The organism is Nocardiopsis oceanisediminis (assembly GCF_048595525.1).
GTDB classification, from domain to species: Bacteria; Actinomycetota; Actinomycetes; order Streptosporangiales; family Streptosporangiaceae; genus Nocardiopsis_A; species Nocardiopsis_A oceanisediminis.
The window spans coordinates 5,835,339-5,850,549 of sequence record NZ_JAFMZJ010000001.1; the positions used below are offsets into that span (position 1 = coordinate 5,835,339).

The following is a 15,211-nucleotide window of genomic DNA, read 5'->3' on the forward strand; positions in this document are numbered from 1 at the left end:
CGGGTGCCCGGCCCACCTGCCCCCGGGCCCGGCCCCTTCGTCTTCCTCCCCCGACCGGCAGGCGCCCGCGGCGCCCGAGCCCCGGAGCGGCCGGGAGGCCGGGAAGGGCCGGAGCGGAGCCCTTTCCAGCCCCCGGCCCCCGGCGCTCCCCCGAAGGGGCCCACCGGCCGGGGGCCGTTCCCCCGCCCTGGTCAGGGGGCGGGGTACCCCTGGCGCATCAGGCCGTAGGTGATGGCCTGCTCCAGGGCGGTCCAGGAGGCGTCGATGACGTTCTCCCCGACGCCCACGGTGGTCCACTCGCCGCGGCCGTCGCCGAAGGTGACCAGGATCCGGGTGACCGCGCCGGTGCCGCCCCCGCCGTCCAGGATGCGGACCTTGTAGTCGGCGAGCTGGATGCCGCCGAGCGCGGTGTAGACGCCCTCCACCGCGCTGCGCAGCGCCCGGTCCAGGGCGTTGACCGGGCCGTTGCCCTCCGCGGTGGCGATCACCCGCTCGCCCTTGACGTGCAGCTTCACCGTGGCCTCGCTGAGCGAGGAGCCGTCGGCGCGGCGCTCGGTGATCGCCCTCCAGGACTCGGCGGTGAAGTAGCGCGGCCGGTCGCCCCGCTCCTCGCGGAGCAGCAGCTCCAGCGAGGCGTCGGCGGCCTCGAAGCTGTACCCGGCCCGCTCCATCTCCTTGACCCGGTCCACCACCCGGCCCAGCAGGGCCCGGTCGCCGCCCAGGTCCACCCCGAGCTCCTCGGCCTTGAGCTCCACCGAGGCCCGCCCGGCCATGTCCGAGACCAGCATCCGCATGCCGTTGCCGACCAGCGCGGGGTCGGTGTGCTGGTAGAGGTCGGGGTCGACCTTGATCGCCGAGGCGTGCAGGCCGGCCTTGTGCGCGAACGCGGAGACGCCCACGTAGGGCTGGTGGGTGGCGGGCGCGATGTTGACCAGCTCGGCGACGGCCGCGGAGACCCGGGCGGCCTCCGCCAGGCGGCCCTCCGGCAGCACCCTGCGGTCGTACTTGAGCTCCAGGGCCGCCGCCACGGAGAACAGGTCGGCGTTGCCGACCCGCTCGCCGTAGCCGTTGGCGGTGCACTGCACGTGGGTGGCGCCGGCCTCCACCGCCGCCAGCGTGTTGGCGACCGCGCACCCGGTGTCGTCCTGGGCGTGCACGCCCAGCCGCACCCCGGTCGCCTCCAGCACCTCGGCGACGGTCCGCCCCACCCCGGACGGGAGCATGCCGCCGTTGGTGTCGCAGAGCACCACGGCGTCGGCACCGGCCGCCCCGGCCGCCCGGACCACGTCCAGGGCGTAGCCGGGGTCGTACCGGTAGCCGTCGAAGAAGTGCTCGCAGTCGAGGAAGACCCGGCGGCCGCACTCCTTGAGGTGCGCCACGGTGTCGGCGATCATCGCGAGGTTCTCCCCGCCGGTGGTGCGCAGGGCGCGTTCGACGTGGCGGACGTCGCTCTTGGCGACCAGGGTCACCACCGGGGCACCCGATTCGCGCAGTGCGGCGACCTGAGGGTCGTCGGCCGCCCGCACACCCGGTCGGCGGGTCGCGCCGAACGCGGTGAGCTGCGCGTGCTCCAGGTCGAGCTCTTGTGAAGCCCGCTGGAAGAACTCGGTGTCCTTGGGGTTGGCCCCCGGCCAGCCGCCCTCGATGAAGCCCACGCCGAACTCATCGAGCAGGCCCGCGATGGCGAGCTTGTCGGCGACGGTCAGGTTGACGCCCTCTCGCTGGGCGCCGTCGCGCAGGGTGGTGTCGAAGACGTGGAAGCTGTCGTCTGGCATCGGTGGGACTCCCGAGTCGGATGCTGTCGGCGGCGTCCGGGCCCGCCGGCGCTGGGCGGTGCAATAAAAAAGACCCCTCGTGGACACGAGAGGTCGGCGCGCCGGCGGGGTCCGTTAGCCGGCGCGCCTCACGATAATGATCACCTGAGACGGCACGCGATCAGTGTGCCACAGCCGTCCCGGAAACCAGGAGTTCACCGCGGAAATGTCTCGCCATCCGAGACGGGCGGTCCTGGATCCGGACGGATCGGGCCCCGCGGGATCGCCGCGGGACCCGGCCGCCCGGCGGGTGATCAGGCCAGGGCGCGGACCCAGCCGTGGGTGTCCGGCCGCTTGCCGTACTGCAGCGCGACGAGCTCCTCGCGCAGCCGCATGGTCACCGGGCCCGGTGTGCCGTCGCCGATGTCGAAGGCGCCCTGGGCGCTCTTGACGTGCCCGACCGGGGTGATGACCGCGGCGGTGCCGCAGGCGAACACCTCGGTGATCTCCCCGCTGAGCGCGCCCTGGCGCCACTCGTCGGTGGAGATGCGGCCCTCCTCCGCGGGGACGCCGAGCTCCGGGGCGAGCTTGAGCAGCGAGTCGCGGGTGATGCCGGGCAGCAGCGTGCCGGTGAGCCCGGGGGTGATGATCCGCGCGCCGTCGCCGGAGCCGAGGACGAAGAACAGGTTCATCCCGCCCATCTCCTCGACCCAGCGGTGCTCCACCGCGTCCAGCCAGACGACCTGGTCGCAGCCCTGCTCGACGGCCTGCGCCTGGGCCAGGAAGCTGGCCGCGTAGTTGCCGGCGAACTTGGCCTCGCCGGTGCCGCCCGGCGCCGCGCGGGTGTAGTCCTCGCTCAGCCAGACGGTGACCGGCTTGACGCCGCCCTTGAAGTAGGGGCCGGACGGGGAGGCGATCACCCCGAACAGGTAGGACGAGGAGGGCCCGTTGACCCCGAGGCCGACCTCGGTGGCGATCATGTAGGGACGCAGGTAAAGGCTGGCGTCCTCCTGGTCGGGGACCCACTCCGCGTCGTGCTTCAGCAGCAGCTCGATCGCTTCGATGAACACCTCCTCCGGAAGCTCCGGCATGGCCATCCGCCGGGCGCTGCGGTTCATCCGCCGGGCGTTGGCCTCGGGGCGGAAGGCCGCGATGCTGCCGTCGGGGTGCCGGTACGCCTTGAGCCCCTCGAAGATCTCCTGTGCGTAGTGCAGGGCCTTGGTCGCCGGGTCGAGGCTCAGCGGCCCGTAGGGCTCCAGGGCGGCGTCGTGCCAGCCCTTCCCCTCGGTGTAGCGGATGGTGACCATGTGGTCGGTGAACACGTTTCCGAACCCGGGGCCGTCCAGCAGCGCCGCTCGCTCCTGCGGGGTCTTCCGCCGGGACGAGGGCCGGACGTCGAACGTCAACCCGCTTGTGGTGGTGCCGTTGCTCATGGGTCTCTCAGGTCCTCTCACCTACATGGGCCGGCAGCGCTGCCGGTCCGCTTTCCAGTCTGGCGGAATCGGCGCATCCCGGGCCAGTGCCGGTACCGGTCCTGTGCACGGCCGGCATGGAAAAGGGCGCGCCCTCCCGGACGTGGTCCGGGAACGGGCGCGCCCCTGCGCACCGATGACCGGCGGCCCGGCCGCGCCCGCTCACTGAAGGGGGCAGGGCCGGGGCCGCCGCGCGGCTCAGCCCTGCCGGGCTACTCGGGCGACCAGGTCGTCGCCGATCTGGGAGGTGGAGCGGGTGCTCCCCTCCTTGGCGCGGACCTCCAGGTCCTCGGCGACGGCCTGCTCGACCCGCCGGGCGGCCTCCGGCGCGCCCAGGTGGTCCAGCATCAGGGCGACCGAGAGCACGGTCGCGGTGGGGTCGGCCTTGCCCTGGCCGGCGATGTCCGGCGCCGAGCCGTGCACCGGCTCGAACATGCTCGGGAAGGCGTTCTCCGGGTTGATGTTGCCGCTGGCGGCCAGGCCGATGCCGCCGGTGACCGCGGCGCCGATGTCGGTGATGATGTCGCCGAACAGGTTGTCGGTGACGATCACGTCGAACCGCTCCGGCTGGTTCACGAAGAACATCGCGGCCGCGTCGACATGGCTGTAGTCCACGCTGACCTGCGGGTACTCCTCGCCGACCGCGCGCACGACGCGCTGCCACAGGTCGCCGGCGTAGGTGAGCACGTTGTCCTTGTGCACCAGGGTGAGCTTCTTGCGCGGGCGCTCGGCGGCCTTGGCGAAGGCGTAGCGGACCACGCGCTCCACGCCCATCCGGGTGTTGACGCTGTCCTGGGTGGCGATCTCGTCCGGGGTGCCCTTGCGGAGCACGCCGCCCATCCCGGCGTAGGGGCCCTCGGTGCCCTCGCGGACCACGAGCATGTCGATGTCGTCCGGTCCGCGGTCGGCCAGCGGGGTGGCCACGCCCGGGTAGAGCCGGACCGGCCGCAGGTTGACGTAGTGCGAGAAGGCGAAGCGGAGCCGGAGCAGCAGGCCGCGCTCGAGCACGCCGCTGGGCACCGACGGGTCGCCCACCGCGCCGAGCAGGATCGCGTCGTGGCCGCGCAGCTCCTGCTCGACCTCGTCGGTGAGGGTCTCGCCGGTGGCGTGCCAGCGGCGGGCGCCCAGGTCGTACTGGGTGGTCTCGAAGGAGAGGCCGTGCTCGGGGGCCACCGCGGAGAGCACCCGCAGCCCTTCGGCCACGACCTCGGGGCCGATGCCGTCCCCGCCGATGACGGCCAACTTCACGGTGCGCTCACCCATACCTGCCCCAGACTTCCTTCGCTCGGCCATCGTCCTTCCGACCTCTACCTTCTCGCATTCTGAGACCGGAAGGACATCCTGTGAGACAACTCTAGCGCCTCACCAGTGCTCGGGGGCGCCGTTGTCCCTGCGCTCGAAGGCGTCCTGCAGCGCGCGCTGCGCCTCGTCGCGGTCCTGGGCCGGGGTGTCATCGGTGTCGTACACGGCGATCCTCCTCGGATACGCGGAAAAGCAGAGGAATGGCGAACGGGATGTGCGTTCGCGCAGGCCCTGGAGATCCGGATCGTCCGGACGGGCGGGCGCGGAGACGGGACATCGGGGCGCCGGGACCGGTGGGGATCGCCTGACCGGTGGCCGCCGCGCGGACCCGATGCGGGACCGGCCGGCGGAAGCGCCGCCGCCGGGCGGAGTCGCTCCGGCGGATTTCCTCGGACGACAGAATATCGGACGTGAAAACAGACGGCCAGAGCGGGCCCGCCGGAAAACCGCCGCCCGGCCGCCGCGCACCCCGCCGCCCGCTGCGGGGCGCGCGGGGGCCGGAGAACGGCGGCGGGCCGCCCGCGCCGTGCGCGAGCGGCCCGCCGGTGCGGACGGGAGGGCCTCAGTCCTCCAGGTCCACCTGGCGGGTGGTCTCCGCGCGGATCTCGGTGGAGATCGACTCCAGGGTCGGCGCCGGGATGGCCGAGTCCACGGTGAGCGTGATCAGCGCCTTGCCGCCCTGCTCGTCCCGGCTGACCTGCATGCCGGCGATGTTCACCGAGGCCTCGCCGAGCAGCGCGCCGACCGCGCCCACGATGCCCGGGCGGTCGTCGTAGGAGAAGAAGGCCATGTGGTCGCTGAGGCCGATCTCCATCGAGTAGCCGTTCAGCTCCACCAGCTTCTCGGTCTGCCGCGGCCCGGTGAGGGTGCCCGACACCGATACCCGGCGCCCGTCGGAGAGGACGCCGCGCACGCTGATCAGGTTCCGCCAGTCGGAGTCGCCGTCACCGGTGGCCAGGTTCACCTCGACGCCCCGCTCCTTGGCCAGCAGCGGGGCGTTGACGAAGGTCACCGCCTCCTCGACGACGCCGCCGAAGACGCCCTTGAGCGCGGCCAGCTCGATCACCTTGACGTCGTGCTCGGCGATCTCGCCGCGCACCTCGACGTCGATCCGGGTGGCCAGGCCGCCGGCCACCGCGGTGAAGATCCGGCCGAGCTTCTCGGTCAGCGGCAGGCCCGGCTTGACCTCCTCGGCCACCGCGCCGCCCTGGACGTTGACCGCGTCCGGGACGAACTCGCCGGACAGCGCCAGCTTCACCGAGCGGGCGACCTGGGTCCCGGCCTTCTCCTGGGCCTCGTGCGTGCTGGCGCCCAGGTGCGGGGCGACCACGACGCTCTCGAACTCGAACAGCGGGCTGTCGGTGCACGGCTCGCTGGCCCACACGTCGATGCCGGCGCCGGCCACCCGCCCCTCCTTGAGGGCCCGGTAGAGCGCGGCCTCGTCCAGGATCCCGCCGCGCGCGGCGTTGATGATCCGCACGCTCGGCTTGACCTTGGACAGCGCCTCGTCGCCGATGAGGCCGAGGGTGTCCTTGTTCTTCGGCAGGTGGATGGTGATGAAGTCGGCCTGCTCCAGCAGCTCGTCCAGGGTGACCATGTGCACGCCGATCTGCGCGGCGCGGGCCGGCTGGACGAACGGGTCGTAGGCGAGCACCCGGGTGCCGAACGCGGAGAGCCGCTGGGCCACCAGGGCGCCGATCCGCCCCAGGCCGACGATGCCGACGGTCTTGTCGTAGACCTCCACACCGGTGTACTTGGAGCGCTTCCACTCGCCGTTGACCAGCGCGTTGTGCGCCGGAGCGGTGTTCCGGGCCGAGGCCAGCAGCAGGTTCACCGCCTGCTCGGCGGCGCTGACGATGTTGGACGTGGGGGCGTTGACCACCAGCACGCCGGCCTTGGTGGCGGCGTCCACGTCGACGTTGTCCAGGCCGACGCCGGCGCGCGCGACGACCTTCAGCTTCGGGGCCGCGGCCAGCGCCTCGGCGTCCACCTGGGTGGCGCTGCGCACGATGAGGGCGTCGACGTCGGCGAGGGCCGGCAGCAGTTTGGACCGGTCGGCGCCGTCGGTGCGGCGGACCTCGAAGTCGTCCTCCAGCAGGGCGAGTCCGGCGGGCGAGAGTTCTTCCGCGACGAGTACTGCGGGCTTGGGCACAGCTGGTTCCTTAGGTTTCGCGAGCGGCTGTCGGGTGCTTCGGCCAGGGAAAAGTCTACTGCGGGGGTCGGGATCCCCGGCGGCGAGGTGGACCGGAAACGGCAGGGGCCCGGCGGCCTCCGGCCGCCGGGCCCCGTCCGGGCCTCAGCCCTTGAGCCAGCTCATCAGGGGGCGCAGCTCCGCGCCGACCTTCTCGATCGGCTCGCTCTGCTCCGCCTCGCGGCGCTTGAGGAAGTTCGGCCGGCCGGCGTCGAACTCGGCCACCAGCTCCCGGGCGTAGGTGCCGTCCTGCACCTCGGCCAGGATGCGGCGCATCTCCTCGCGGGTCTGGTCGGTGACCACCCGCGGGCCGCGGGTGTAGCCGCCGTACTCGGCGTTGTCCGAGACCGACCAGTTCATCTTGGAGATGCCGCCCTCGTACATGAGGTCGACGATCAGCTTGACCTCGTGCAGGCACTCGAAGTAGGCCACCTCGGGCTGGTAGCCGGCCTCGGTCAGGGTGGCGAAGCCCGCCTTGATCAGCTCGGCCAGGCCGCCGCAGAGCACCGCCTGCTCGCCGAAGAGGTCGGTCTCGGTCTCCTCGGTGAAGGTGGTCTTCAGCGCGCCGGCGCGGGTGCCGCCGATCCCCTTGGCGTAGGAGAGCGCCAGGTCCCAGGCGCCGCCGGAGGGGTCCTGCTCGACCGCGACCAGCACCGGGACGCCGCGCCCCTCCTCGAACTGGCGGCGGACCAGGTGGCCCGGGCCCTTGGGGGCGACCATGGCGACGTCCACGCCGGCCGGCGGGACGATCAGCTCGTAGCGGATGGAGAAGCCGTGGCCGAAGAAGAGCGCGTCGCCCTCCTCCAGGTTGGGGGCGATCTCCTTGGCGTAGAGGTCGCGGTGGATGTGGTCGGGGACCAGCACCATGATCAGGTTCGCCTCGCGGGCCGCCTCGGCGGGGGTGAGGACGCGCAGCCCCTCCTCCTCGGCCTTGGCCCGGCTCTGGGAGCCCTCGGCCAGGCCGATGCGCACGTCGACGCCGGAGTCGCGGAGCGACAGCGCGTGCGCGTGCCCCTGGCTGCCGTAACCGATGACGGCGACCTTGCGCCCCTGGACGATGCTCAGGTCGGCGTCGTCGTCGTAGTACATCTGTGCTGCCACTTCGGCTCGCTCCTTGCTCGTGGTTCTTCGTCGTCGGGCCCGGGGCCGTCCCGGGCCGGTCCAGGGGTCCGTTCAGGCGCTGCGTTCGACGGGGCGCAGCGACCGGTCTGTGATGGAGCGGGGGCCGCGGCCGAGCGCGACCGTCCCGGACTTCACCAGTTCCTTGATTCCGTACGGCTCCAGATTCCGGATGAGTGCATCGAGCTTCTCGGGTTTGCCGGTGGCCTCGATGACGACCACGTCCGCGGAGACGTCCACGATGTTGGCGCGGAACAGCTCGGCGGTCTGGATGACGTGCGGGCGGCTGGCGGCGTCGGTCTTCACCTTCGCCAGGAGCAGCTCCCTGCGGACCGATGCGTCGTTGTCCATCTCGACGATCTTGATGACGTTCACGAGCTTGTTGAGCTGCTTGGTCACCTGCTCCAGAGGATGGCGGTCGCAGTTGACCACGATCGTCATGCGGGACAGTCCCTCGTACTCCGTCGTGCTGACGCTGAGGGAGTGGATGTTGAAACCGCGGCGGGAGAACAGCGCCGAGGCCCGGGTGAGGATCCCCGGAGTGTCCTCCACGAGGACCGCGAGCGTGTGCTGGGTCATGACTGGTTCCTTGTCGTCACTCGTCGGTCCTCGTCAGTCGTCGTCGCCCCAGTCCGGCGCCATGTCGCGCGCGTACTGGATGTTGTCGTTGCTGATGCCGGGGCCGACCATCGGCCAGACCATGGCGTCGGCGTTGACGGTGAAGTCCACCACGACGGGGGCGTCGTCGATCGCCATCGCCTTCTCGATGGTGGCGTCGACGTCCTCGGCGCGCTCGCAGCGCAGCCCGACACAACCGTACGCCTCGGCGAGCCGGACGAAGTCCGGGATGCGGACCTTCTCCGCGTCGGGCGCGGTGCGCAGCTCGGTGTTGGAGTAGCGGCCCTCGTAGAAGAGGGTCTGCCACTGCCGGACCATGCCGAGGTTGCCGTTGTTGACGACCGCGACCTTGATCGGGATGTTCTCCACCGCGCAGGTGGCCAGCTCCTGGTTGGTCATCTGGAAGCAGCCGTCGCCGTCCACCGCCCAGGTGGTCCGGTTCGGCGCGCCCACCTGGGCGCCCAGCGCCGCCGGGACGGAGAAGCCCATGGTGCCCAGGCCGCCGGAGTTGAGGAAGGTGCCCGGGTTGTCGTAGGAGATGAACTGCGCGGCCCACATCTGGTGCTGGCCGACGCCGGCGACGTAGGCCGCCTCCGGGCCGACGATCTCGCCCAGCCGCTGGATGACGTGCTGCGGGGCCAGGCTGCCGTCGTCCGGGGCGTCGTAGCCCAGCGGGTAGACGTCGCGCAGCCGGTCCAGCTGGGCCCACCAGGCGGCGTAGTCGCCCTGGCGCCCCTCGGACTGGTCCTTGCGGACCGCGACGACCAGGTCGGCCAGGACCTCGCGGCAGTCGCCGACGATCGGCACGTCGGCCTGGCGGTTCTTGGAGATCTCCGCCGGGTCGATGTCGGCGTGCACGATCTTGGCGTCCGGGGCGAAGGTGTCCAGCCGGCCGGTGACCCGGTCGTCGAAGCGGGCGCCCAGCGCGACGATGAGGTCGGCCTTCTGCAGCGCGCCGACCGCGGCGACGGTGCCGTGCATGCCCGGCATGCCCAGGCTCTGCGGGTGGGTGTCGGGGAAGACGCCGCGGGCCATCAGGGTGGAGACCACCGGGACGCCGGTCAGCTCGGCGAGGACGCGCAGCTCCTGGTGGGCGCCGGCGCGCAGCACCCCGCCGCCGACGTAGAGCACCGGGCGGCGGGCCTCGGCGATCATCCGGGCGGCCTCGCGCACCTGCTTGCCGTGCGGTTTGGTGACCGGGCGGTAGCCGGGCAGGTCGAGCCGGTTCGGCCAGGCGAACGGCGCCTCGCTCTGCAGCGCGTCCTTGGCGATGTCGACCAGGACCGGGCCGGGGCGGCCGGTGGAGGCGATGTGGAACGCCTCGGCGATCGTCCGCGGGATGTCCTCGACCCGCTTGACCAGGAAGTTGTGCTTGGTGATCGGCATCGTGATGCCGCTGATGTCGGCTTCCTGGAAGGCGTCGGTGCCGATCGAGGGGGTGGCGACCTGGCCGGTGATCGCGACCATCGGGACCGAGTCCATGTGCGCGTCGGCGATCGGGGTGACCAGGTTGGTGGCGCCGGGACCGCTGGTCGCCATGCAGACCCCGGGCTTGCCGGTGGCGTAGGCGTAGCCCTCCGCGGCGTGCCCCGCCCCCTGCTCGTGGCGCATGAGGATGTGCCGGACCCTGCGCGAGTCGTAGAGCGGGTCGTAGGCGGGCAGGATCGCGCCGCCGGGGATCCCGAACACCACGTCGACACCGGCGTGCTCCAGCGACCTGATGAGCGATTGGGCTCCGGTCATCTGATCGGTCATCACAAGATCCTTCGGAGGGCTCGTAGTCGGGTGTGCCTGGCAACAAAAAACCCTCCACCGCTCGGAGCGGTCGGAGGGCGCGCGCAGCGATCGACTCGGTCAGCCGGCTGCGCGCCGACCAAGTACGAGAATGAGGTGGAAGTTGCTCTGCACGATGTCAACATTGGCCGAGGGGGCGCCGCCCGTCAACCGATTCTCCAGAATGTCTCAACCAATGAGATGTGACTTCCAGCATACGGCCGATACCGGGATGAAGGATCGCAGGTCAGCGGGGGTGCGCACGCCCGGAGCGCCGCCCGTCTCGGCATGCGGACGGGTTCCGGCGGGTCAGAGCGGCAGGCCGGCCCCGCCGACCAGCGCCTCCATGCCCTCCGCCGCCATCGGCCGCGCCACCAGGAAGCCCTGGCCGTGGCCGCACCCCATGGAGCGCAGCTTCTCCAGCTGCTCCGGGCGCTCGATGCCCTCGGCCACCACCTGGACCCCCAGGTCCTGGCCGAGCCGGATGATGGTGTGGGTGAGCAGCGTGACGGTGCCGTCGGTGCCCAGGTCGCGGATGAACGACGGGTCGATCTTGATCGCGTCCACCCGCAGCTCGCGCAGGTGCGCCAGGGAGGCGTAGCCCATCCCGAAGTCGTCGATGGCCAGCCGCACCCCGAGCCGGCGCAGCGCGGAGAGCCGCTCCACCGCCTCCCCGGGGTCCTCCAGCAGGACCTCCTCGTCGACCTCCAGGGTGAGCACCCGGGCCGGCAGCCCGCTGTCCTCCAGCGCCCCGGCCACCGTCTCCACGAACCGCGGCGACAGGATCTGCTTGACCGACAGGTTCACCGAGAGCTCGATGTCCCAGTCCGAGGCCCGCCACACCGAGACCTTCTCGCAGGCCTCGCGGAGGATCCACTCGCCCAGCGGGACGATCAGCCCGGACTCCTCGGCCGGACCGATGAACTCCTCCGGCATCGCCGTCTCGCCGCCGCGCCGCCAGCGCACCAGCGCCTCCACCGCGGTCACCTGGGAGCTCTCCAGGTCGACCACCGGCTGGTACTCCAGGGTGAAGTCGCCGTCGGCGAGCGCCTGGCGCAGCTGCGCCTGGAGCTCCAGCCGGCCGACCACCCGGGCGTGCATGTCCGCGGCGTAGATCTCCATCCGGCCGCCGCCCTGCTCCTTGGCGCGGGCCAGCGCCATGTCGGCGTTGCGCATCAGCTCGCCGGCGTCCATGCCCTTCTCCGCGAAGGCCACCCCGGCGCTGGCGGTCAGCACCACCTCGCGCCCGGCGATCTGGAACGGCTCCGCGCCGATCACCCGGGCCAGCCGCTCGGCCAGGTCCGCGACGCGCTGCGCGTGCTCGCCCCCCTCGACCAGCACGGCGAACTCGTCGCCGCCCCAGCGCGCCAGGGTCACCCCGGAGGTGGAGGTGGCCCGCAGCCGGCGCGCCGCCTGGGCCAGCAGGTAGTCGCCGAAGCTGTGCCCGGCGGAGTCGTTGACCGCGGTGAAGCCGTCCAGGTCCAGGAAGATCGCGGCGATCTCGCCGGCGCCGGCGGCGCCCGCCTCCCGGCGGGAGAGCATCTCCCGGGTCCGCTCTTCCAGGTAGGCGCGGTTGGGCAGGCCGGTCAGCCCGTCGTGGAAGGTCAGGTGGTTGACCTGGTCCTCCAGCGCCACCTGGGCGCTGATGTCCCGGGTGGTCACCAGCAGCCGGTCCGGCTCGCCCGGCTGCTCGTACAGCGAGACGGTGGACTCGGTGTGCCGCCAGGTGCCGTCCCCGGCGCGCGCCCGCACCCGCAGGTGCACGCTCTCCGGGCCGCCGCCGGACCGCTCGAAGACCCGGGCGACGCTCGCCGTGCGCGGCAGGTCCTCCGGGTGCACGATCGCGGTGACCGGCTCGGCCACCAGGTCGTCCAGCCGGTAGCCGAACGACTCGGCCGCTCCCGGGCTGGCGTAGAACACCCGGCCGTCCTGCTCCAGGATGAGGATGACGTCGCCGCTGTTCCGGGCCAGCTCGTGGAAGTGCCCCTCGCGGGTGTGCAGCATCCGGATGAGGGTGCCGTTCTCCTCCAGCATGCCGACCACCCGGACCAGCAGCACCAGCACCGACGACCCGGCGGCCAGCGCCAGCACCGGGCCCACCTGGGGGACCCGGAAGGCGGCCGCGGTCAGCACCACCGTCGCCGCCCCCAGCGCGCCGCAGGCGGCGATCTCCGGAGCGAACCGGTACAGCCCCCGGCCGGTGATCCGGCGCGGCTCGGCGCCGGCCCGGTCCCGGATCAGCCAGGGCAGGATGCCCAGCAGCGCGAAGCCCAGCACCCGCACCGGGTACTCGATGCCGCCGGCCGGGGCGTCGCCGGTCAGCCGGGTCACCGCGCCGATCAGGTCGGCGCCGCAGACGATGACGAAGGCGCCCATCGCCAGCAGCACCGCCCGCCGGGTGCTGTGCGGCGAGGTGAAGACCAGCGGCGCGATCAGGCAGAGCACCGCGATGTCGGCGACCGGGTAGACCAGGCCGAAGCCGAGGAACTCCCCGCCCTGGCCCAGCTCCCGGTAGAGCGGCGCGAACAGCAGCAGCCAGACCAGCGAGAACAGCGCCGCGGCGGCCACATAGCTGTCGGTGATGTGCCTGGTCACCGGGCGCAGCCCCTGCGGGAGCGGGGCGAAGCGGGTGAAGCCCAGTACGAACAGCGGGAGCGCCACCAGGGAGAACAGGTCGCCGAAGGTCAGCGAGACCGCCGGGCTGGTGACGAGCAGGCCGGTGACCGCGGAGGTGATCGCCCCCGCGCTCCACGCCGCCGCGGCTAGGCCGAGCAGGCGCAGCGCGGCCGGCCCGTCGGCGCCGTCCGCCTCCAGTCCGGCGTCCTCGAAGGCGGACGCCCGCCGGCGCGCCGCGTAGAGCAGCGACGCCGAGGCCGCCGCGGCCACCGCGCCGGTGGCCCAGCCGCCCATGCTGGTGGTGAGCGTCGTACCGGCCCCGGTCGGCACCAGCGTCCCCAGTGCGTAGAGGACGGTGAGCGCCGCCACCGCGGCCAGCCAGATCCGGTGGTCGCGCTTCATCGGGCGCCCGGCCCGGGATCGGGGACCACCACGACGGACGTGTTCATGGGCACCCTTCCGGTCGATGGCGGTATGCGGGCCGGCGCCTCCGCGCCGACCGGGAGCCCCCGGCGGTTCCCTGGGTGAACACGGTATTCACGCAAGGTCACGCTCCGATTGAGAGGAAGCGGAGACCCGGCGACGAACCGAACACGATGCGTGATCGGCGTCACCGGGCCGGCCGCCGTTCCGTCCGCCCTCCGGCTCCCGGAAGAGCGGAGACCGCTCAGGCGGCGCCCAGCCGCTCCAGGATCAGCTCGCGGGCCCGGCCCGCGTCCGCCTGGCCGCGGGTCGCCTTCATCACATCGCCGACCAGCTTGCCGGCGGCGGCCGCCTTGCCGTTGCGGATCTTCTCCGCGACGTCGGGGTTGTCCGCGATGACCTGGTCCACGATGCCGCCGAGCGCGGAGTCGTCGCTGACCACCTTGAGGCCGCGGGCCTCCACCACGGCGTCCGGCCCGCCCTCGCCGTCCAGCACGCCCTCGACCACCTGGCGGGCCAGCTTGTTGGTCAGGTCGCCGGCGGAGACCAGCGCGCAGACCCGGGCCACCTGCTCCGGGGAGATCGGCAGCGCGGCCAGCTCCACACCGGACTCGGTGGCCCGCCGGGAGAGCTCGTTCAGCCACCACTTGCGCGCGTCGGCCGGCCCGGCGCCCGCCGCGACGGTCGCCTCGACCAGGTCGACGGCCTCGGCGTTGATCAGGTCGCGCAGCTCCTCGTCGGTCAGCGACCACTCGGCCTTGATCCGGGCGCGGTGCGCCGAGGGCGGCTCGGGCAGCGCGGCGCGCAGCTCCTCGACCCACTCGGCGGCCGGCGCGACCGGCACCAGGTCGGGGTCGGGGAAGTAGCGGTAGTCCTGCGCCTCCTCCTTGCTCCGCCCGGAGACCGAGGTGCCGGTGTCCTCCTTGAAGTGCCGGGTCTCCTGCACCACGCGCCCGCCGGCGTCGAGCACGCCGGCCTGCCGCTCGATCTCGGAGCGGACCGCGCGCTCCACCGAGCGCAGCGAGTTGACGTTCTTGGTCTCCGAGCGGGTGCCCCACTCGTCCGAGCCGGCCGGGGAGAGCGACACGTTGACGTCGCAGCGGAGCGAGCCCTCCTCCATCCGCACGTCGGAGATGCCCAGCGAGCGGGCCAGCGCGCGCAGCTCGGCCACGTAGGCCCGGGCGACCAGCGGCGCCAGGTCGCCGGCGCCCTCGATCGGCCGGGTGACGATCTCCAGCAGCGGGATGCCGGCCCGGTTGTAGTCGACGTTGGAGTGGTCCGCGCCGTGGATCCGGCCGGTGGAGCCGCCCACGTGCAGGCTCTTGCCGGTGTCCTCCTCCATGTGCACCCGCTCGATCGGGATGCGGAACTCCCGCGGCCCGTCCGGGGTGTCCACGGTGACGTCCAGGTGGCCGTCGCTGCACAGCGGCTCGTCGTACTGGGAGATCTGGTAGTTCTTCGGCATGTCCGGATAGAAGTAGTTCTTCCGGGCGAACCGGCACCAGGAGGCGATCGAGCAGTTCAGCGCCAGGCCGAGCCGGATCGCGCTCTCCACCGCGGTCTCGTTGACCACCGGCAGCGCGCCGGGCAGCGCCAGGCAGACCGGGCACACCTGGGTGTTGGGGTCGGCGCCGAACGCGGTCGGGCAGGCGCAGAACATCTTCGAGGCGGTGCCCAGCTCGATGTGGACCTCAAGGCCCAGCAGGGGCGCGTACCGCCGCACCGCGTCGTCGTAGGCCACCGTCGCCGGGGCTCCGCTCCCGGCAGGGGCGCTCTTCACCGCGTCGACCATCACGCACAACCCGTTCCGTGTTCCGATCCTGACTCCACCTCGAAAGCCTACCGATGCCCGGGGCGTCGCAGGTACGGGCGCGCAATGTCACAGCACGCACACGATTCGGTGCTACCGAGCGGTTCTTCCGTAACCGCACTGCCTGGCCGGT

The 15,211-nt window shown here is 72.4% G+C and carries 9 protein-coding genes; all 9 read right to left on the reverse strand.

What is annotated here, in order from left to right; genetic code table 11:
- Positions 1–191: 191 nt before the first annotated feature.
- The 9 genes from cimA to gatB all read right to left on the reverse strand — a co-directional run bounded on the left by cimA (position 192) and on the right by gatB (position 15,060).
- On the reverse strand, positions 192–1,775 hold the full coding sequence (gene cimA / locus J0910_RS25490) for a citramalate synthase (protein ID WP_420161074.1): 1,584 nt from the start codon (positions 1,773–1,775) through the stop codon (positions 192–194).
- Between the two features lie 293 nt (positions 1,776–2,068).
- Positions 2,069–3,187 carry a branched-chain amino acid aminotransferase gene (locus tag J0910_RS25495; RefSeq protein ID WP_420161075.1) on the reverse strand — a complete coding sequence of 373 codons (1,119 nt, stop codon included), beginning with the start codon at positions 3,185–3,187 and terminating at the stop codon, positions 2,069–2,071.
- A gap of 237 nt (positions 3,188–3,424) precedes the next feature.
- On the reverse strand, positions 3,425–4,489 hold the full coding sequence (locus J0910_RS25500; RefSeq protein WP_420161076.1) for a 3-isopropylmalate dehydrogenase: 1,065 nt from the start codon (positions 4,487–4,489) through the stop codon (positions 3,425–3,427).
- A gap of 601 nt (positions 4,490–5,090) precedes the next feature.
- Positions 5,091–6,680: a phosphoglycerate dehydrogenase gene (gene serA / locus J0910_RS25505; RefSeq protein WP_420161077.1), complete on the reverse strand. Its 1,590-nt coding sequence runs from the start codon at positions 6,678–6,680 to the stop codon at positions 5,091–5,093.
- Positions 6,681–6,824: 144 nt separating this feature from the next.
- Entirely contained in the window at positions 6,825–7,820 is a 996-nt protein-coding gene (ilvC, locus tag J0910_RS25510; RefSeq protein WP_420161078.1) for a ketol-acid reductoisomerase, read from the reverse strand.
- 72 nt (positions 7,821–7,892) lie between these two features.
- The gene (gene ilvN / locus J0910_RS25515) at positions 7,893–8,417 is read right to left on the reverse strand and encodes an acetolactate synthase small subunit (RefSeq protein ID WP_017594715.1); all 525 of its coding nucleotides are present in this window, start codon (positions 8,415–8,417) and stop codon (positions 7,893–7,895) included.
- A 33-nt stretch (positions 8,418–8,450) separates the two neighbouring features.
- Positions 8,451–10,298 (reverse strand): acetolactate synthase large subunit, encoded by a 1,848-nt coding sequence (locus J0910_RS25520; RefSeq protein WP_420162085.1) that lies wholly within the window; start codon positions 10,296–10,298, stop codon positions 8,451–8,453.
- 240 nt (positions 10,299–10,538) lie between these two features.
- Complete coding sequence (locus J0910_RS25525; RefSeq protein ID WP_420161079.1) at positions 10,539–13,247, reverse strand: putative bifunctional diguanylate cyclase/phosphodiesterase; 2,709 nt, start codon at positions 13,245–13,247, stop codon at positions 10,539–10,541.
- 265 nt (positions 13,248–13,512) lie between these two features.
- The gene (gene gatB / locus J0910_RS25530) at positions 13,513–15,060 is read right to left on the reverse strand and encodes an Asp-tRNA(Asn)/Glu-tRNA(Gln) amidotransferase subunit GatB (protein WP_420161080.1); all 1,548 of its coding nucleotides are present in this window, start codon (positions 15,058–15,060) and stop codon (positions 13,513–13,515) included.
- Between the last annotated feature and the right edge of the window lie 151 nt (positions 15,061–15,211).

Excerpts from the sequence above, each read along its gene's own strand:
- J0910_RS25495 (WP_420161075.1), bottom strand. The coding sequence starts at position 3,187 with ATGAGCAACGGCACCACCACAAGCGGGTTGACGTTCGACGTCCGGCCC.
- cimA (WP_420161074.1), bottom strand. The coding sequence starts at position 1,775 with ATGCCAGACGACAGCTTCCACGTCTTCGACACCACCCTGCGCGACGGC.
- J0910_RS25500 (WP_420161076.1), bottom strand. The coding sequence starts at position 4,489 with ATGGGTGAGCGCACCGTGAAGTTGGCCGTCATCGGCGGGGACGGCATC.
- J0910_RS25525 (WP_420161079.1), bottom strand. The coding sequence starts at position 13,247 with ATGAAGCGCGACCACCGGATCTGGCTGGCCGCGGTGGCGGCGCTCACC.
- ilvN (WP_017594715.1), bottom strand. The coding sequence starts at position 8,417 with ATGACCCAGCACACGCTCGCGGTCCTCGTGGAGGACACTCCGGGGATC.
- gatB (WP_420161080.1), bottom strand. The coding sequence starts at position 15,060 with ATGGTCGACGCGGTGAAGAGCGCCCCTGCCGGGAGCGGAGCCCCGGCG.